Annotated in this window: 18 protein-coding genes; 9 read left to right on the top strand and 9 right to left on the bottom strand. The window is 67.0% G+C overall.

Annotated features, from left to right (window positions below; all coding sequences use genetic code 11):
- On the top strand, nucleotides 1-759 hold the full coding sequence (locus tag VGN66_RS13125) for a FadR/GntR family transcriptional regulator (RefSeq protein WP_327519250.1): 759 nt from the start codon (nucleotides 1-3) through the stop codon (nucleotides 757-759).
- A 426-nt stretch (nucleotides 760-1,185) separates the two neighbouring features.
- Here VGN66_RS13125 and flgH read toward each other — a convergent pair whose 3' ends face one another.
- From flgH to VGN66_RS13105, 4 genes are read right to left on the bottom strand one after another with little or no spacing between them, the layout of a single operon-like run.
- Entirely contained in the window at nucleotides 1,186-1,965 is a 780-nt protein-coding gene (gene flgH, locus VGN66_RS13120) for a flagellar basal body L-ring protein FlgH (RefSeq protein ID WP_327519249.1), read from the bottom strand.
- Between the two features lie 13 nt (nucleotides 1,966-1,978).
- Complete coding sequence (gene flgA / locus VGN66_RS13115) at nucleotides 1,979-2,458, bottom strand: flagellar basal body P-ring formation chaperone FlgA (RefSeq protein WP_327519248.1); 480 nt, start codon at nucleotides 2,456-2,458, stop codon at nucleotides 1,979-1,981.
- Complete coding sequence (flgG, locus tag VGN66_RS13110) at nucleotides 2,458-3,240, bottom strand: flagellar basal-body rod protein FlgG (protein ID WP_327519247.1); 783 nt, start codon at nucleotides 3,238-3,240, stop codon at nucleotides 2,458-2,460. The genes flgA and flgG overlap by 1 nt, the downstream gene beginning before the upstream one ends.
- Nucleotides 3,241-3,264: 24 nt before the next feature.
- The gene (locus tag VGN66_RS13105) at nucleotides 3,265-4,008 is read right to left on the bottom strand and encodes a flagellar hook-basal body complex protein (protein ID WP_327519246.1); all 744 of its coding nucleotides are present in this window, start codon (nucleotides 4,006-4,008) and stop codon (nucleotides 3,265-3,267) included.
- A 128-nt stretch (nucleotides 4,009-4,136) separates the two neighbouring features.
- Between VGN66_RS13105 and VGN66_RS13100 the strand changes: the two genes are divergently transcribed.
- From VGN66_RS13100 to VGN66_RS13080, 5 genes are all read left to right on the top strand, one after another.
- Nucleotides 4,137-4,697: a flagellar basal body-associated FliL family protein gene (locus tag VGN66_RS13100; RefSeq protein WP_327519245.1), complete on the top strand. Its 561-nt coding sequence runs from the start codon at nucleotides 4,137-4,139 to the stop codon at nucleotides 4,695-4,697.
- Complete coding sequence (gene fliM / locus VGN66_RS13095) at nucleotides 4,694-5,713, top strand: flagellar motor switch protein FliM (protein ID WP_327519244.1); 1,020 nt, start codon at nucleotides 4,694-4,696, stop codon at nucleotides 5,711-5,713. The genes VGN66_RS13100 and fliM overlap by 4 nt, the downstream gene beginning before the upstream one ends.
- Complete coding sequence (locus VGN66_RS13090; RefSeq protein WP_327519243.1) at nucleotides 5,710-6,048, top strand: DUF6468 domain-containing protein; 339 nt, start codon at nucleotides 5,710-5,712, stop codon at nucleotides 6,046-6,048. The genes fliM and VGN66_RS13090 overlap by 4 nt, the downstream gene beginning before the upstream one ends.
- The gene (locus VGN66_RS13085; RefSeq protein ID WP_327519242.1) at nucleotides 6,048-6,632 is read left to right on the top strand and encodes a MotE family protein; all 585 of its coding nucleotides are present in this window, start codon (nucleotides 6,048-6,050) and stop codon (nucleotides 6,630-6,632) included. The genes VGN66_RS13090 and VGN66_RS13085 overlap by 1 nt, the downstream gene beginning before the upstream one ends.
- A 93-nt stretch (nucleotides 6,633-6,725) precedes the next feature.
- A complete protein-coding gene (locus tag VGN66_RS13080) occupies nucleotides 6,726-7,376 on the top strand; it encodes a GAF domain-containing protein (protein ID WP_327519241.1) in 651 nt (216 codons plus the stop codon).
- A gap of 1 nt (nucleotide 7,377) precedes the next feature.
- Here VGN66_RS13080 and VGN66_RS13075 read toward each other — a convergent pair whose 3' ends face one another.
- On the bottom strand, nucleotides 7,378-7,767 hold the full coding sequence (locus VGN66_RS13075; protein ID WP_327519240.1) for a hypothetical protein: 390 nt from the start codon (nucleotides 7,765-7,767) through the stop codon (nucleotides 7,378-7,380).
- Nucleotides 7,768-7,889: 122 nt separating this feature from the next.
- On the opposite strand from VGN66_RS13075, the gene VGN66_RS13070 reads away from it, so the two are divergent.
- Complete coding sequence (locus VGN66_RS13070) at nucleotides 7,890-8,126, top strand: hypothetical protein (protein ID WP_327519239.1); 237 nt, start codon at nucleotides 7,890-7,892, stop codon at nucleotides 8,124-8,126.
- Nucleotides 8,123-9,904: an endoglucanase gene (locus VGN66_RS13065; protein ID WP_327519238.1), complete on the top strand. Its 1,782-nt coding sequence runs from the start codon at nucleotides 8,123-8,125 to the stop codon at nucleotides 9,902-9,904. Before VGN66_RS13070 ends, VGN66_RS13065 begins: the two co-directional genes overlap by 4 nt.
- 275 nt (nucleotides 9,905-10,179) lie before the next feature.
- Here the strand turns inward: VGN66_RS13065 and VGN66_RS13060 are convergent, their stop codons facing one another.
- The 4 genes from VGN66_RS13060 to VGN66_RS13045 all read right to left on the bottom strand — a co-directional run bounded on the left by VGN66_RS13060 (nucleotide 10,180) and on the right by VGN66_RS13045 (nucleotide 16,545).
- Nucleotides 10,180-12,126: a methyl-accepting chemotaxis protein gene (locus tag VGN66_RS13060; RefSeq protein WP_327519237.1), complete on the bottom strand. Its 1,947-nt coding sequence runs from the start codon at nucleotides 12,124-12,126 to the stop codon at nucleotides 10,180-10,182.
- Nucleotides 12,127-12,195: 69 nt separating this feature from the next.
- The gene (locus VGN66_RS13055) at nucleotides 12,196-13,098 is read right to left on the bottom strand and encodes a flagellin (RefSeq protein WP_327519236.1); all 903 of its coding nucleotides are present in this window, start codon (nucleotides 13,096-13,098) and stop codon (nucleotides 12,196-12,198) included.
- A gap of 11 nt (nucleotides 13,099-13,109) precedes the next feature.
- A complete protein-coding gene (locus VGN66_RS13050; protein WP_327519235.1) occupies nucleotides 13,110-15,215 on the bottom strand; it encodes a FlgK family flagellar hook-associated protein in 2,106 nt (701 codons plus the stop codon).
- Nucleotides 15,216-15,240: 25 nt separating this feature from the next.
- Nucleotides 15,241-16,545, bottom strand: coding sequence for a flagellar hook protein FlgE (locus VGN66_RS13045; RefSeq protein ID WP_327519234.1), 1,305 nt, complete (start codon nucleotides 16,543-16,545; stop codon nucleotides 15,241-15,243).
- 178 nt (nucleotides 16,546-16,723) lie between these two features.
- On the opposite strand from VGN66_RS13045, the gene VGN66_RS13040 reads away from it, so the two are divergent.
- Nucleotides 16,724-17,119: a flagellar biosynthesis repressor FlbT gene (locus tag VGN66_RS13040; protein ID WP_327519233.1), complete on the top strand. Its 396-nt coding sequence runs from the start codon at nucleotides 16,724-16,726 to the stop codon at nucleotides 17,117-17,119.
- Nucleotides 17,120-17,121: the final 2 nt, after the last annotated feature.

Below are 17,121 nucleotides of genomic sequence, written 5' to 3'. Positions count from 1 at the left end.
ATGCCTGCGGGCAATGCTATCCGTCCGGTGATGACGGTGACCAAGGCGGCATCGCTGGCCGACGATCTCGTCCAGCGGTTCGAGGAACAGATCGAACGCGGAGAGATGCCGCCAGGCTCGCGCTTCCCGACCGAGAAGGCGATTACCGAGAGTTTCGGGGTCAGCCGCACCGTGGTGCGCGAAGCCTATTCCCGCCTCGCTGCGCGCGGGCTGCTCGTCTCGCGGCGCGGGTCGGGGGCCTATGTCGCCGAGGGTGCGCAGTATCGCGCATTCCAGGTGACGCCGGACGAAGTCAACGCGATCGACGATGTCCTTCGCCTGCTGGAAATGCGCATGGGGTTCGAGGCGGAGATGGCCGACCTTGCCGCGCAACGCCGCACCGACACCGACCTTGAGGATATTCGCGCTGCGCTGGCGGCGATGGATGCGAGCACCGAGGCGGAGGGATCGGTCGCCGCCGACGCGGCATTCCACGCGGCGATCGCGCGCGCGACCGGGAACGCCTATTTCGTGCGCTTCACCCAGTTTCTCGGCGTGCGGCTGGTGCCGTCGCGCAAGCTGGCTCTGCAGGGCAACGACACCAAGAAGCACCAACGCTACGCCCGCATGATCAACCGCGACCACGAGGCGATCTATTCGGCGATCGCGGCGGGTGATCCGGCGGCGGCCCGGCGCGCGGCGCGGCGGCATATCCAGAAGTCGATCGACCGGCACGAAGCGCTGAAGGCTGGGCGCAGTGTGGGCGAGGATGAGGGGTGAGATTCTATTCCTCCCCCTGCGCAGCAGGGGAGGTGGCAGCGCGTAGCGCTGACGGAGGGGCCGCCGCTGCAAGCGGCGGAGTTTTGCCGAGCTGCCCACGGCCGTCTGCGCGGCCGCCCCTCCACCACCGCCTGCGGCGGCGGTCCCCCTCCCCTGAGCAAGCTCCGGGGAGGAATGAGACACAAGCGACTGAGCCGCTGCCGGCGGGGTGGATGCTGAAACAAGTTCAGCATGACGGACGTGAGTTGGGACCCACATCACTCCAAAATCGCAGACAACAAAAGAGGGGGAGGGTTTCTCCCTCCCCCTCTTTGGAACGGCGGCGCTTCTGCGCTTCCCTTCCCTTTCCTCGGCCCCCCGGCTGGGAAAGGGGCTTGCCCGCCCTCGGCCCCCCGGCTGGGGCGGGCAAAACTCAGTACGGCGTCCTCAGAACGGGAAGAGCGCGTCGTAAATCTGCTGGCCCCAGCGCGCCTGCTGAGCATCGGAGAGCTGGCCGCGGCCGCCATAGCTGATCCGCGCCTCGGCGATCTGGCTGTGGCGCACGGCATTGTCGCGACCGATGTCCTGCGGGCGGACCACGCCGCTGACGACCAGTTCGCGCAACTCGTTGTTCACGCGCACTTCCTGACGGCCCCGAATGCCGAGATTGCCGTTGGGGAAGACGTTGGTGACGATCGCCGACATGGTCATGTTGATCGTTTCGGACCGGCTGATATTGCCGCCGCCGCCCGACTGCGACTTGCTGTCGGTGCTGGCGAGGTTGGCAGGGTTGAGCGATTTGGGCAGCAGCTTTTCCAGGCCGAGCAACGAGGCGATGCTGGCGCTTTCCGATCCGGTGCGGACGCGCGAGGTGTTATTGCCGACCTCCGCCTTGTCGGCGATGTTGATCTTGATCGTCAGGATGTCGCCCATGCGGGCCGCACGCTGATCGCTGAAGAACGCACCCGCGCCGGCACGAAACAGCGAGGCGGAGGCGGCGGGTGCCGGTGCGGGGGCACCGCCGGGTGCAACCGGGGCGCCCGTCACGGCCGCGACCGCGTCCCCGCTGCGCAGGCCCGGCGTGCCGAGCGAGCGTTCGCCGCCGGGCATCGCCATCTCTTCGGGCGCGGTCATCTTGGGTGCCTTGCCGATGCGGCCGAGGCGTCCGACGCTGCCGCAGCCGGCAACCAGGCTGGCGGCGGTGATGGCGAGAATGATCTTCTTCATGGGGTCAACTCCCTCAATATGCGATGCGGACCAGCCCGTTGCCGGCGACGAAGCCGTCGAGCGTGCGCTGGGTGGACGAAGTGACGACGCGGACCGGCTCACCCGCGCCCGCGCTGGCCAGGGCGCGGCCCTGGGTGGTGATGGTGAGCGCGCCAGTCTTGTAGGCGATGAGCACCGGCTCCCCCCGGCGGACCAGCCGCGGGGTGATGATGTCGCTGATCCGGACGACCGATCCGGGCGAGAGCGGGCGGACCGCTTCCAGCCCTTTGGCGGCTTCAGCCTCGATCGCGCCGCGGCCCATGTTGGGCGAGCGCTTTTCATAGACGAAGTCGTCGGCGGACAGGATCTCGCCGCGCTGGACCGGGCGCGCGAGCACGGCGACCTCGACCTGTTCGGGCGCGGCGCGCACGGGCGCAGGTGTCGGCGCGGTCGTCTGGGCTGGAGCCGGGACCGGCACGAGCGCAGCGGCGATAAAGGCGATGCGGTAGATCATCAGCGCAGCTGGCTGGTGGTGGCCAGCATCTCGTCTGCGGTCTTCACGACGCGGCTGTTCATTTCATAAGCGCGCTGCGCGGTGATGAGCGCGGTGATTTCAGCCACCGGATTGACGTTCGACGCCTCGACAAAGCCCTGTTGCAGCGCCCCAAAGCCCGGCTCGCCCGGGTTGGCGATGGTCGGCTGGCCCGATGCGGCGGTCTCCAGATAGAGGTTGCCGCCCTGCGCCTCGAGCCCGGCTTCGTTGATGAAGGTCGCGAGCTGAAGCTGGCCGACATTCTGCGGCTCGGGCTGGCCGGCGAGGATCACCTGAACCTCGCCGGTTTTGGAGATGGTTACGTCAACCGCCTCGGCGGGAATGGTGATCCCCGGCTGAACCGCGAAGCCGTCGGCGTTGACCAGCTCGCCCTGATCGGACAGCTGGAACGATCCGTCGCGGGTATAGGCGGTCTCGCCCGAGGGCGTGGTGACCGCGAAATAGCCGCGCCCCTGAATGGCGACGTCATAGCGGTTGTCGGTCTGGGTCATCGCGCCTTGGCTGGCAATGCGATAGACGCCGCCGGTCTTCACACCCGCACCGATCTGGATGCCGGTCGGCACGCGGCTATCGGGGCCGGACGCGCCGCCGGGACGGGTCACCTGCTGGTAGAGCAAGTCCTGAAACTCGGCACGCTGGCGCTTGTAGCCGGTCGTGTTCATGTTCGCGATGTTGTTCGAGATGACATCGACGTTGGTCTGCTGTGCGAGCATGCCCGTGCCGGCGATGGAGAGGGTACGCATGGATCAGTCTCCGTGGAAATGGGGTCAGCCGAAGCGGCCAAGCTTGTCGATCGCGGACTTGCGCATGTCGCCCAGCGACTCCGACATCTTCATGCTGGTCTGATAGGCGCGCAGGATCTCGACCATGTTGGTGGTTTCGACGATCGCCTGGACGTTCGAGCCTTCGACCCCGCCGTTCTTCAGCTTGGTGTCGGCGGCGGCGAGTTCGCGCCCGCCGGTACCGGTGAAAGTGCCGTCGCCGCGCGGGTCGACCATGCGTTCGTCGTCGAACACCGTCACGGCGACACGCCCGACCTGGGCATCGCCCGCGCTGACAGTACCGTCCTTGGCGATGCTGACCTGTCCCGCCTGTTCGGGGGGAATGGTGATCGGGCGTCCGCCTTCGCCGAGCAAAGCGAGCCCGCCGGCCGTCTCCAGCGTGCCGTCCTCGCCGACCCTTAGATAGCCCGCGCGCGTATAGGCGGTGCCGCCCTCGGGCGTTTCGACCGCGAGATAGCCGGGTCCGTCGATCATCACGTCGATCGGATTGCCGGTCGCAAGGAATGCGCCAGCGCTCTGGTCATGCACCGCGCCATAATCGAGCACCATCGACGTCGTCTTGACCGGCGCATCTGTGCCACCGCCCGCCTGCTCCACATATTCGCGGAACACCGGTGCCTCGCGCTTGAATCCGGCCGTCGAAATATTGGCCATATTATTCGCGCTCACGTCGAGCCGACGCCGCAGCGCCTGGTTGTGACTCAGCAGCACATAGGATGAGATATCCATCGCGACCGCCCTTCAAAAAATTCGTCCAAGTTTTTTGCGGCTAGGCAAATGTTGCCGCCCCACTCCCCTATAATAGGAACATTCAGCCGGTCCGGTCGCGGATGGGCAAAGAGATTGGGGCACAGACAATGAGCGACGACATCATCGTCGAGGCGAAGGACGGCGAGGCGCCTGCCAAGCCCAAGGGCGGCAAGAAGAAGCTGATGATCATCATCGGCGCGGCCGTGCTGGTGCTGGGCGGCGGCGGCGGTGGCGCAGCCTTTTTCCTGATGGGGTCGGACAAGCCGGCGGCAAAAACTGCCGAGGGTGAACATGGCGAAGCGGAAGCCGAAGTGGAAGCCGAGGCCGAAGGCGGCGACGAAAAGGGCGGCAAGGACGGCAAGGGCAGCGCCTATCTCGACGTACCGCCGCTGGTCGTGAACCTGCGCAGCGCGGACGGCGCGGCACGCTTCCTCAAGGTTCACATCGTGCTGGTGCCGGGCGCGGCAAGCACGGTCGAGAAACTTCAGGGCAAGCTACCCTTGCTCATCGACGCCTATCAGCCATTCCTGCGCGAGCTGCGCCCCGAAGACCTGAACGGGTCGGGCGCAGTCTATCGCGTCAAGGAAGAGCTGCTGGTCCGCGCGACCCAGACGCTGGGGCCGGATCAGGTCAAGGACGTCCTGATCCAGGATCTGGTGCAGCAATGAGCGACGATTTCGAGGATTTCGAGCTTCCCGAGCCGCCCAAGTTCGATCCGGACGCGGACGCGCTGCTCGACCAGGCGGGCATCGACGCGCTGTTCGGTCAGGTCGGCGGGTTCGGCCAGCCCAAGGAAGGGCTGCGCGCGGTCATCGAATCCAACGTCATCAGCCGCGAGCGGCTGCCGATGCTGGAGGTCGTGTTCGACCGCATGGTCCGCATCTTCGCGACCTCGATGCGCAACCTCACCTCCGACGCGATCGACGTGAGCCTTGAAGAGGTGACCTCGATCCGTTTCGGCGATTATCTCAACCACATCATGCTGCCCGCGATGATCGGCGTGTTCCGCGTCGAGGAGTGGGAGAATTACGGGCTGGTATCGGTCGATTCGAGCCTGATCTACGCTGTCGTCGATGCACTGCTCGGCGGGCGTCGCGGCGGTGGCGAGCAGGTGATGATCGACGGTCGCGGCTTCACCACGATCGAAACGGATCTTGTCTCGCGCATGCTGGGCCATGTGCTGGCCGATCTGTCGACGTCGATGGCACCGATCACCCCGACCACGTTCGAGCTGGAGCGTGTCGAGAGCAGCCCGCGCTTCGTCGCGATCGCCGGCACCACCAACGTTTGCGCGGTCGCGACGTTCCGCGTCAGCATGGACGAGCGCGGCGGGAATTTCAGCATCCTGCTGCCCTATGCCACGATCGAACCGGTCCGCCATCTGCTCAACCAGCGGTTCATGGGCGAGAAGCTGGGCCGCGACACCATCTGGGAAGTCCATATGGCGTCCGAAGTCCGCAAGGTCGACGTGACGCTCGACGTCGTGCTGGGCGAGCGTGAGATGCCGCTGGGCACGGTGCGCGACTTCAAGGTCGGGCAGACGATCCCGCTGTTCGCCGACCCGGACCAGCCCCTCGACATTCAATGCGGCGGCGTCGCGATCGGCCGCGCCCAGATCGGCCAGCGGTCCAACAAGATCGCGGTCCGGCTCGTATCCGACATCGCCAAGGAGATGCGCGCATGACCTATTCGCTCGCAGCGAACGTGCTCACGATGCTGTTCTGCACGGTGACGATCATCCAGAGCATCCGCATGATGCGCGCGCTCAACGCGTTGAAGCGCAACGATCTGGGTCAGGTCGTCGCGACGCTCGACCAGGCGACGGTGCAGGCGCGGCTGGTGCTGTCCGAACTCAAGGGGACGCTGACCCAATATGCCCGCGGCACGCACGACGCGGCCCGCGCCAAGGCGGTCGCCGACGAACTGCGGATGATGATCGAGATTGCCGATTCGACCGCCGAACGGCTGGTCGAATCTGCCGCCGCAGCGCGGCGGGCCGAGCCGGTGGAGCGGTACTGATGCGCGTTCCCTTCCTGCTGCTCACCGCGCTTGCCGCGACGGTTGGGGCGGTCGCAAACGGCGTCGATGCGGCGGTCGCAGTCGGCGAATCCGCCGTGCCCAAGACGCGGCTTGGCAGCCAGATCGAGGGCGAGCTCAACGACGCCCAGCGCAAGGAGGCGCAGCGGCGCCGCGCGCTGGACCTGCGCGAACAGGCGCTCAAGGCGGCGCGGCTGCGGCTGCAACGCCAGCAGAAGGAAGCCGAAGCCAAGGCCGCCGCCGAAGGGAAGGCCGCAGCCGAGGCCGGTGCCCCCGGCGCGCCGGATGCAGCACCGCCGGCGGAGGAAAAGCGCTACAGCGACCTGGCCCGCATCTTTCAGGCGATGAAGCCCGCCAAGGCTGCGCCGGTGTTCGAGAAACTGAGCGCCGACGTGCAGTTCCAGGTGGCGCAGCGGATGCGTGAGCGCAACGCCGCGCTGATGATGCAGGCGATGTCGCCCGATGCCGCCGCGACGCTCGGCATGGCGCTGGCGCGTGGCGGAATGGACCAACCAAAGGGCGGCGCAGCCACGCCGGCCAAGCCCGCCCGGTCCGTGTCAAGATGAGGCCGCAAGACGTTACTGTAATTCTACAATACTGACATAAGCCTCCGGCTAAGATCATTGTGCGACAAGCGGGGTTCTTAAGCGGAGACTGCAGTGACGATCCCCGACACGGACAATGTGCCCTTGTCGAGCGAAGATGCGCTGCGTCGCGCTGCGCTTTTTGCATCGGGGTTGCTTGCGCTGCGCGAATCGCCGCGCTTTCATGAGCTGATTGGGGAACTGTGCCGCACGATTGACGTCCCGATTGCGGGCGTCAGCGTGATCGACAGTGGCTTTTGCTGGCTGCCGGTGCTGCACGGAGCCGATCTCGACGCGGTGCCGCTTTCGGAATCGCTGTGCATCGGGGTCGTCGAAACGCAGATCCCGATGGCCGAGACCGACCTGACCGCCAAGCCGCAGTTCGCCGACAACCGCTTCGTCACCGGCCCCCTCGCCCTGCGTGCCTATGCGGCAGTCCCGCTGCGGGGTGTACAGGACGCGAAGCTCGGCACCATATTCATCGCCGACCAGCGCGTTCGGCCCGATTTCGCCGACCGCGCCGTCCCGCGGCTGGAGCGCACGGCGCTGCGCATCCTGGAAGAGGCGTCGGCACCGCATCATATGCGCCGGATCGGTCGGACGACGGTCGAGGGTCTGGAAGCGCTGATCCGTCGGGCGACCCGCGACGGCGATGACGCACTGGTCACCGCGATCGACCGGGTGATGCGCGACGTGCTTCCGCTTACCGGGGTGCGCGGGATCTAAATTACGGCGCGCCGCGGGCGGGGCTGGTCCGGACCTCAAGAATCAGCACATGGCCGGCGTGCGGATCGGCGGCGTGCGCGGCGGTATCGAGCGCCTTGGCCAGCGCCACGGCATCCACCGCGACGCGCGGCGAGGCATTCAGCTGGGCAAAATCGAGCAGCGCCGACAGCATCGCCGCGCGCAAGGCCGGTTCGGCAGCACCAAGCTCGGCGGGATCGACGCCTTCAGCCGGGGTAATCGCCAGGTCGAGCTCAAGGTCGCCGTCGAAGCGCCCGGCATCGATGATCGGCACGCGAAACTTGCCCAGCGGGACGACGCCAGCATCGCCCCCGCCCCCACCGGCGGCGCCAGCGGGCGCGGCCATGGCGAGCAATGCGGCAGCGGCAGTCATTCGAGCAGCGGGTCTGCGCATAGGGTCTCCGTCAAAGGCGTGCAGCGGGAACCGCACCCGGCCCCGTCTTCCTATAATAGGTGGAAAACCCCGTGTTGGGACTTGCCCCTGTTGGGATTTGAATGAGCCACGATCAAAAGCCAGCGCGGGTACGCGTCGTCGGCGGCACCGCCTCCGACCGTCGCGGCACTGCGGGCGCAGCACTAGGCGGCGGCTTTGCCACCGGTCCCGCGCCGCGTCGCGCCAAGCCGCGTCATCCGCGCGCGCCAGGGCTGGCGCGCACGACAATTGCGTTTCTGTTTTTGTCCGCCGCATTGATCGGCGGCGTGGTTCAGGCGTGGCTGTTGCTGCGCGCATGACCCGGTCGATCCGCCTCCTCGCGCTGGTCCTGCTGGCCGGGACCGCAAGCGCCGCAGTCGCCGCCGGCGACCCCAAGCCCGCCGCCCCGGCGCATGGCGCGCAGCCCCCGGCAGCAGCGGCCAAGCCCACACCAAGCGGCGCGGTGGCCAAGCCGCCGCCCTTTGCCGCGCAACTCGCCGAAATGCCCCGGGCCGCTCCCGGCGAGCGCCCGGCGATCGATATCCCGCACGCCTGGTCGCTGATCGCGCGGAGCACGGCGGAGACGCGACAGGCCGCGCGCTGGAAGCTGGCGACCGCGTTGATCGACGGACGGCGCGGTGCCGAGGCGCTTGGCGTCCTCGAAACGATGCAGCGCGACGACAGCGCGCTCGACATGGTGCCGGCATGGCGGCTGGCGATCGGCAAGGCGAATGTCCTTGCCGGCCGCGATGCCGCTGCGCTGACCTGGTTCAATGCGCCCGAATTGATGGCCGATCCCGAAGCCTGCGCCTGGCAGATCCGCGCGCGGGCGGTGATCGACGGCGCGGCGGGCAGCGCGTTGCTCAAATGCGCGGTGCCGGCGATCCTCGCGCGGGTCGGGCCGGATCGGGTCGCCTTCATGCTCGATGCCGCCACCGGCCTGATCCGGTCGGGCCATCACGCCCGCGCCTTGCGCTTTCTTGCCGCGCTCCCTGACCAGCATTCCGCCGCCAATCTTCAGCGCGGGATCGCGCTGCTTGCGACCGGCCAGCATGAGCCGGGTAAGCTGCGGCTTGAACGCGTGATGCTGTCGGGCACGCCTGCCGAGCGCGCCGAGGCCGAGCTTGCGCTGATCCGCGACGGGGTTGCGCGCGGGAAGATCAAGCCCGGCGATGCGGCCAAGCGGCTCGACGCCCTCACCTTTCGCTGGCGCGGTGGCGACGTTGAACGTGCGGCACTCGAGTTCAAATGGCAGATTGCCGAGCGCGCGCACGATCCGGTGATGGCGATCGTCGCGTCGGCAGCGCTGTTCCGGCATTTCGACCTGGGCGCACAGACCGGCGCGACGCTGACCCGGATTCAGGCCGGGCTGCAGGCGATCGTCAACGATCCCAAACGCCCGATCGCGCAGGCAGCGGGGCTGTTCTGGGAATATCGCGACCTGTCGCCGACCGGCGCGCCGGGCGACCTGCTGGTCAGCACGCTCGCCGATCGGCTGTCGGCAGCGGGCCTGTATGTCCGCGCCGCCGAATTGTTGCAGCATCAGATGCAGAACCGCGCGATCGACATCGCCAAGGGGCCGCTGTCGGTCCGCATCGCCCGGCTGCTGCTGCTCGCCGACAAGCCCGATCAGGTGCTGGCGATCCTGCAGCGCAGCGAAGGTCCGGACTATCCCGAACCGATGGCCGAGGATCGGCGGCGGATGCAGGTTATCGCGACCTGGCGCATGGGTCGGCGCGGCGACGCGCTGGCGATGCTCGACCAGATCGAGTCCGCCGACGATTTGCGCGCCGAAATGCTGTGGCAGGCGCGCGACTGGGCACGCTTTGCCGCTGCCAATCGCGCGGTTCTGGCCGCCGGTCGCAACGGCGCCGTACTGCGTCAGGCGGTCGCGCTGGTGATGCTGGGCGACGAGCCCGGCCTTGCCGCGCTGCGCAAACGCTATTTGCCCGCATTGCGCGGGACCAAGGCGGGCGAGGCGCTGAGCGCGCTTGCCTCGTCCACCGGCGCGGTCAATCCCGCCGCGCTCGACGCCGCGATGGCGGGCGTGTCCGAGGCTCCCGCCGACGGCGACCTGCTGCTGCTCGCGCGCGGGTAGTTCCTGAACGTTCGGTATCTTCGCCCCCCTCCCTGAAAGGGAGGGGTCGGGGGTGGGTGCGCGCGTCTGCGCGCTCGAAAATCCAGATGCCCAACACCAAAGCGACGGACGGGGCATCGAGCCCCGCCCGTCGCTAAACCCGCCCCTAGCCCCTCCGTTTCAGGGAGGGGAAAGCACGAACACTACCCCCAAAAAAAGAAAAGCGGCGGTGCCGGGGGAGGCCCCGCCGCCAGGGGGTAGACGGTCGGGGCGATATGCCCCGGCCGGCTTGGGGATCAGAATTCGTCCCACTCATCGTTGCGACGGACGAGTGCGGGGATCGCTGCAGCGGGCAGCGGCTTGACCGGCGACTGATAGACGCGCTCGCTGGGCTGCTGCATGGTCTTGAGCGCGATCTTCGGCTCGGGCGCGGCGGCACGCGGCTTGGCCGGCGCCTTGGTCACGGGCTTGGCCATGCGGATCGGCGCAGCGGCACCCGGCGCAGAGCTGGTCGCGGTGCGGAAGCCGTCGGCGCGTTCGCCGAGCACGCGGACTTCGGAGTTCAGGCTGCGCGCAGCGGCCGAGGTCTGCTCGACCATCGCGGCATTCTGCTGAGTGGACTCGTCCATCGTTCCGATTGCTGAGGCGATCTGCTGGACCGCTGCAGCCTGGGCCTGGTTGTCCACCGCCATCGCGCTGAGCAGTTCATGCACCGCCGACACGTCCGACGAGATGCCGACCAGCGCGCCATCGACGCGCTCGACCGCACCGACCGCCAGTTCGACGTCGTTCTGGGTCGCGGTGAGCTGTTCGCGCGCGCGCTTGGCTTCTTCTTCCGAGCGCATCGCGAGCTGGCCGACCAGATCGGCAACAACCGCAAAGCCACGGCCCGCTTCGCCGGCGCGACCCGCCTCGACCGCCGCGTTCATCGCGAGAACGCGGGTCTGGAACGCGATCTTGTCGAGGCCCTCGATCACGCTGTCGATGCCCTTGGCGCTTTCGGCGACGCGACCCATTGCTGCCACGGCCTCCTCGGCGGTGCCGCGACCGGTGCCGACGGTGACCATTGCCTGATCGGCGCGGCCAACCGTGGTGGTCGCGGATGCAGCGCCGGTGCGCAGGCGATCGTTGATCTGTGCGACGGCTGCCGAGGTTTCCTCAAGCGACGCGGCGGCGCTTTCGGTGCGGCGGGCAAGATCTTCGGACGCCGCCTCGATCTCGCTCGAACCCGAGCCGATCGAACGGACGCTTTCCTTGACCGATTGCAGCAGCGTGCTGAGCGACGACAGGGCGGCGTTGAAATTGTCCTTGAGCGCAGCATAGGAGCCGCTGAACTGGGCGTTGATCGGACGCGTCAGGTCGCCCTGCGACAGCGATTCAAGGTGCGAGGAAACGGTATCGATCACCATCTTCTGCTCGGCATCGGCAGCCGCCTTGGCCGCAGCGAGGCGCTCCTGCTCCTGCGCATTGTCGCGGAAGACGAGCACGGCCTTGGCCATCTCGCCCACTTCGTCGCGGCGATCTGAGCCGATCACGTCGACCTTGTTGTTGCCATCGGCCAGCGTGCGCATCGTGCCTTCAAGGTCCCGCAACGGCGCGATAATCGTGCGGCGCGCAACGAAAATCCCGATGGCGATTGCCACTACAACGCCGATCAGGCCAATGACGAGCATCGAGAGGCTTGTGGCAGCGGTCGAGGCGGTCAGCGCTTCGGCCTCGGCGCTGGCCTTCTCGGAACGCTCGGTCGTGAAGCGGCGCAGTTCGGTGCGGATCTTGAGCGCGACAGCATTCGCTTCGGCCATCTTCAGCCGCGCCTCTTCATTTTGATCTGCCTGGCCGAACGTGATCGCTTCCGATACCCGCGCGTGCAGCCCGTCCACGTCCTTGAGGATCGCTTCGATGGTCGGCGCGGTCGCAGGCTCTGCCTTCATCATATCGCGCAGGCGCTTCTGGGTTGCGTCATAGACCTCGCGCTCGCGGCTCGCGGCTTCCTTGCCCTGCGCGCTGGCGCCGGGATAGGCCATGACCTGATACCCAGCGAGCGCCATGTCGATCGTGCCCTGATAGGAACGCGCGAGTTCGGTGTTGTTGGGCAGGGTCACATCGGTGAGCTGCGAATAGCTCTGATCGACCGAGCGGATCGAGCTGACGCCGTTGAGGACGAGGCCAAGCGTGACCGCACCGAGCAGCAGCATCAGCGCCGCGACCTTGTAAGCGATCTTGAGATTAGTGAACGCGTTCATGCGAGACTCGCTTTCTGTGTTCTTGAGTTCGGCAATGGCGAGGAGCGGGGCGGCGTGCGCCCGGCACCGTCACCGCATGTAATTGAGCAAGCTGAGTTCATTGAGCTGGGTGAAGACCGAGTAGCTGGCCTCCAGCGTGGTCTTGTGCATCGCGAGGTCCATCGCGACCTGGGCCAGGTCGGCGTCCTCGTTGCGGCTGATCACATCCTTGAGCACCAGCGCGCGTTCGTTGGCGCGATCGATGAGCGTGTCGGTCTGGGCGAGCCGCCGGCCGTTCTCGGCGTTGATGCGCCGGATTCCCGAGACGGCGTCGTCCAGCTGGATCTTGATGTTGGTCAGCGTGGTCTTCTGGGCATCGGTCAGGGTCTCACCAAAGGGACCGGCTTCGACCAGGCTGCGATAGACCGCAGTCATTTCGGTGCCGAGTTCGGATGCGGTGATCCCGTAATTCAGGTCGAGGCCGTCGCCGACGCGGGCGCGTGCGATAGCGGTGCCGTCGACAAAGTGATCCGTCGCCGGCAACCCCGTCAGGTCCTCGACCTTCGAGGTTGTGAAGGGTTCACCGGAGATGCCGCCGCCGAACAGCGGGAGGCCGCCTTCACTGGTATTGAGCATTGAACGGAACTGGTCGAAGGCGGCGGAAATCGCTTCGCCCAGGCCCGCAGACTCGCGGGTGCCGACCGCTGTTGCGATGCGGTTGCCCAGCTCCATCGAACCATTTTCGATCGCAGTGATCGAGGTTTCGTACAGGCTGAGCGTGGTGCCGAGGCGGGTTGCATTCTGTGCGTGCGCCTCCTGCTTGGCGAGCAGGGTGTGGGCCGACAGGGTGCGCACCGCCTCGCTGCCCAGCGCGGCGAGATCGGGCGCTTTCTTGCCCGTCGACAGCTGTGCCTGGGTGACGGCCAGCTTTTGCTGCGATCGCTGGATCGCGATCGCGGTGGTCTGTTGCAGGGGGATGGTGGCGACGCGCATCTATTCGATCCTCAACCCACGGTCCCGAGCAGGGCCTGGTACATTTCGTCGGCGACGCGCACGACGCGCGCGGCGGCGGAATAGCTGTTCTGCAGGACGATCATCATCGACAGTTCCTCGTCGATGTTGACGCCGGCATAGGAATCGCGGCGGGTGATCGCGTCCTGGCTGCGTGCCGAGGCGTCCTCGTACCGGGTCTGGGCATTCGCAGCAGTGGTGCCGGTTTCGCCAAGGATCAGCGACGCGTAGCGCTCGAGTGAGACATTGCCCTCCTTGCCGAGGTCGTTCACGCGGCCGAAGCTGTCGGTGTAGAATTGCGCCGCGCGCGTGTCGGACGCCAGCACCCCGCGCTCGCCCACGGCAGCGCTGGTGTTGAAGATCGCGAGCGGCAGCTTGCCCGGGCTGTTGCGCAGGTCCGGTGCGACCCCGCCCGCGGCAAGTCCGCTGACGCTGCCGGTCAGTCCGGATAGCGCGGAGAATGAGATGCCGGTGTCGTACCGTCCGGTCGAATCCGATGGGATCGAGATCGAGGTGCCGGTTACTCCTGCTGCCTGTTCGAAGCGGAAGCGCCCGCTGGCATCGATCGAGAAGGTGCCGAGCGTGCCGACCTGGCTCGCGTTGAGCTGGGTCACGAGATCGCCCATCGTGCCCCCCGCCGCTGCGGTTAGGGTGGTGCGTCCGATGACCCGGCCCGATGAATCGCGCAGCATGATGTCCGACGTGCTTCCGCCAGCAAAGCCGTGCGGATCGCTAGCGGCAAAACCTGCCGGGACCATCAATGCGCCTTCGGTCCGGACCACGTCGTTGAGGCCGAAATACTGGCTGAACCCGACGCCGCCGCGATTGGCTGGCGCAACGGGATCGTCGGCGACCGCGACGCCGCGACCCGTGCCGACCGCGTCGATCGTCAGTCGACCATCGACAAAGCTCGCAACGCCCGCGCCGCCAAGCCCGGTATTGATCGCTGCAACGGCGTCACCGACGGTCGCGCCAGCGCCCATTGCATCGAAGTCCACGCGTGTGCGGGCGACAATCGTGCCGTCCGATCCCATCACCGCAAAGATGCTGGCGCCGGTAAAGCCAAGCCGGTCGCTGCTGGCGAGCGCGGTGGTCGTGCCATTGAGCCGGTTGGGTGCCGGCACCGCGCTGGCGGCATTGGACGCGCCGTTGAGCGCGCGGGCAAGGCCGGTGAACAGCGTGCCGAGCTGATCGCGGAACCCGGGAAGGATGCGATCGCGCAGTTCGAGCAAGCCGCCGAGCTTGCCCCCGACTGCCGAGGATTCGATACGGTCGCCGGTCGCCGCACCGAGCGCCCCGGAGCCGGTCGCAAAGCGGATGTCGATGCCGGGATATTCGGCCAGCGCCGCTCCCGACCCGGACTTGGACGTCGGGTAGGACAGCAAGCGCAGCCGGGTATCGAGCAGCGGCGCGCCACCGGCGGTTTCGACCAGCAGGCGGCCATTGGGCTGTTCACGCACCGTCACCGCCATCAGGCTGCTGAGTTCCTGAACGGCATTATTGCGCTGATCGGCGGTGCCGGCGGCGCTGCGCCCAAGCCCGTCGAGCCGCGACACGGCGTCGTTGAGCGAGTGGATCTGCTTGAGCAGCGCGTTGATCCGCTCGACCGTCAGGCCGGTTTCGGAATCGACGTCGCCGGTGAGCATCGACATGTCGGTGTCGAGCCGCTGCAGCGTGCCGATGGCGTCGGTGGTGCGGGCGATGAAGTCGGCCGCATTCTGTTCGGCACCGAGCGCGCCGGTCATGGCGATCGCCGAGCTGTTGATCGCGTTGAGTCGCGCCGGAATGGCCGATTCCGATCCCGGCGCGCCGAGCAGGGTCTGCATCCGGTCGAGATAGCTCGACGTCACCTCCGAATTGCCAAGGTCGTTGGCGCGGCGATAGACGGCGGCTTCAAGGAACTTGTCAGCGATCCGGGTCGGTTCGCCAACGACGACGCCGGTTACCCGGTCGCCATGGACGGCGGCGGACTGGTTCGCGCGCTCGCGAGCATAGCCGGGGGTGCCGACATTGGCGATGTTCGTCGACACGGTCTTGAGCCCGGCTTGCGCCGCACTCATGCCCGATACGGCAGCCCCCAGAATCTCGGTCAGCGACACGTCAGCTCCCCCGCCCCTTCAACGATCAGCGCTTGAGGTTGCTGACTTCGGCCAACATGTCGTCGACCGTGGTAATGATCTTCGACGCGGCGCTGTAGGCGCGCTGGAAGCGGATCATGTTGCTGAATTCCTGCGCCAGATCGACCGTCGACGCCTCGAGCGTGCTCGATCGGATATTGCCCGCGCCGAGTGCGCCCGCGATGTCGATCGAGGCGTTGCCCGACTTGTCCGACAGCAGATAGGCGTTGCCCGTAATGCGGGTCAGCCCGTCCGGGTTGGGGAAGGTTGCGACCGGCAGCTGGAAGACGGGACGGGTCACGCCATTGTCGAACACCGCGCTCAGCAGGCCGATTTCCGACACCTGAATCGATGCGATGTTGCCGAGCACGCCGCCATCGGTGGTCGCGGCGATCATCGCCGATTCCGAACCGAACTGGCTGAGGCCGCTGATTGTGCCATTCTCGCCCAGTCCCAGTCGGATCGGCACGGCGCCGGCGCCGTTGCTCCAGGTCACGTTGACCGGATCGAACAGGTCGGAGGTATAGACCGCGTCGTCGCGGATCAGGCTGCCATCGGGATTGAAGCGCAGCTCGCCGCTCGCGAGCATCCCGTTCGCCGCAGTCACGTCGGACGCGGGCTCGGCATACAGCTCACCCTGCCAGGTGTTCGCGCCGGTGCGGACATAGGCCATCGTGACGCGGTGCGACGTGCCCTGCGCGTCGAAGATGTCGAACGAGCGGCTGAAGCCCGGTGTCACCGTTCCGTTGGCGATATCGCCCGAAGCATAGGCACCGGTATAGACCGGGGCAGTCGACTGAAGATTGGCGCGCACGTCGATCTTTGTCGTCGGCGCGGCCGCGCCGGTGAGGTCGCTGACACGAACCGGGGTCAGCGCCTGGACGTTGCCGGTGTTTGTGAATTCGCCGAAGCTGTCGAGGCGCCAGCCCTGAAGATACATGCCGGACGCGTTGCGCAGATAGCCGAACTCGTCCGGGCGGAAAGCACCTGCGCGGGTAAAGGCGACGTCGTTACCGTCCAGCGCCTCACGCACCACGAAGAACCCGCCGCCCTCGATACCGAGATCGGTGGTGCTGCTCGACGCCTGGAGCAGGCCCTGTTTCGAGATCAGCGCCTGCGGCGCAGCCATCACGCCGCCCGCGGTATAGGCCGACCGCGCACGACCGTCGCTGACCAGCGTGCTGAACTGGGTGTCGCTGCCCTTGTATCCGACCGTGTTGATGTTGCTGATATTGTCGGCAACGACGGCCATCGCAGTCGCTTCGGCGCCGAGGCCGGAAACGCCGGCATAAAGTGCGGAATAAAGGCTCAAGGACTGTCTCCGGTTCGCGCCCCATGAAGGGCAGGTCAGAGCCATGATAGGAGGGCGCCCGCGCCATCGGTCTGCGGGGCCACGCAAAATTTGCTGGGCGGCAATTTTTTCCGGGTGCGGGACCGCGCCCGTCGCCGCCCTTCTAAAAAGCAGCAACGCACAAGACGAGGACGTGACGATGCTGCGAATTTCCCTGCGCGACGGCGAGGCGCTGGTGGTCAATGGGGCGATGCTGCGCGCCAAGGGCCGCACCGAACTGGTGATCGAGAACAAGGTGGCGCTGTTGCGCGGCCGTGAGATCATGGCGCCCGAAGAGGCCACCACCACCGCCCGTCGGCTCTATTATGCGACGATGATGGCGTATCTCGGCGATGAGCCGGAGGCGCACAAGAACCAGGTGATCGACGAGCTGACGCTGTTGATCCCGGCGATGCCGAATGACGAAGGACGCGCCGCATGCGTGCGGTTTGCCCGGCAGGTTGCCGAGGGCAGCTATTATCGCGGCCTCACCACCTGCCGCGCGCTGATCGAGTTCGAGGACGCCGCCACCGCTCCGGCCAACGAAGCAGCCTGAGG

Origin of the sequence: Sphingomonas sp. (genome assembly GCF_035998645.1) — a bacterium.
Lineage (GTDB): Bacteria > Pseudomonadota > Alphaproteobacteria > Sphingomonadales > Sphingomonadaceae > Sphingomonas.
The sequence above is the reverse complement of the archived record's forward strand: the minus strand, read 5'-3'. Positions and strand labels throughout refer to the sequence as shown.

Bases quoted from the DNA above. Each gene is read 5' to 3' on its own strand.
- flgA (WP_327519248.1), bottom strand. From the start codon at position 2,458: ATGATCTACCGCATCGCCTTTATCGCCGCTGCGCTCGTGCCGGTCCCG.
- VGN66_RS13055 (WP_327519236.1), bottom strand. From the start codon at position 13,098: ATGCGCGTCGCCACCATCCCCCTGCAACAGACCACCGCGATCGCGATC.
- flgG (WP_327519247.1), bottom strand. From the start codon at position 3,240: ATGCGTACCCTCTCCATCGCCGGCACGGGCATGCTCGCACAGCAGACC.
- VGN66_RS13075 (WP_327519240.1), bottom strand. From the start codon at position 7,767: ATGACTGCCGCTGCCGCATTGCTCGCCATGGCCGCGCCCGCTGGCGCC.
- VGN66_RS13100 (WP_327519245.1), top strand. From the start codon at position 4,137: ATGAGCGACGACATCATCGTCGAGGCGAAGGACGGCGAGGCGCCTGCC.
- VGN66_RS13040 (WP_327519233.1), top strand. From the start codon at position 16,724: ATGCTGCGAATTTCCCTGCGCGACGGCGAGGCGCTGGTGGTCAATGGG.
- VGN66_RS13125 (WP_327519250.1), top strand. From the start codon at position 1: ATGCCTGCGGGCAATGCTATCCGTCCGGTGATGACGGTGACCAAGGCG.
- VGN66_RS13065 (WP_327519238.1), top strand. From the start codon at position 8,123: ATGACCCGGTCGATCCGCCTCCTCGCGCTGGTCCTGCTGGCCGGGACC.
- VGN66_RS13090 (WP_327519243.1), top strand. From the start codon at position 5,710: ATGACCTATTCGCTCGCAGCGAACGTGCTCACGATGCTGTTCTGCACG.
- fliM (WP_327519244.1), top strand. From the start codon at position 4,694: ATGAGCGACGATTTCGAGGATTTCGAGCTTCCCGAGCCGCCCAAGTTC.
- VGN66_RS13105 (WP_327519246.1), bottom strand. From the start codon at position 4,008: ATGGATATCTCATCCTATGTGCTGCTGAGTCACAACCAGGCGCTGCGG.
- flgH (WP_327519249.1), bottom strand. From the start codon at position 1,965: ATGAAGAAGATCATTCTCGCCATCACCGCCGCCAGCCTGGTTGCCGGC.
- VGN66_RS13085 (WP_327519242.1), top strand. From the start codon at position 6,048: ATGCGCGTTCCCTTCCTGCTGCTCACCGCGCTTGCCGCGACGGTTGGG.
- VGN66_RS13070 (WP_327519239.1), top strand. From the start codon at position 7,890: ATGAGCCACGATCAAAAGCCAGCGCGGGTACGCGTCGTCGGCGGCACC.
- VGN66_RS13060 (WP_327519237.1), bottom strand. From the start codon at position 12,126: ATGAACGCGTTCACTAATCTCAAGATCGCTTACAAGGTCGCGGCGCTG.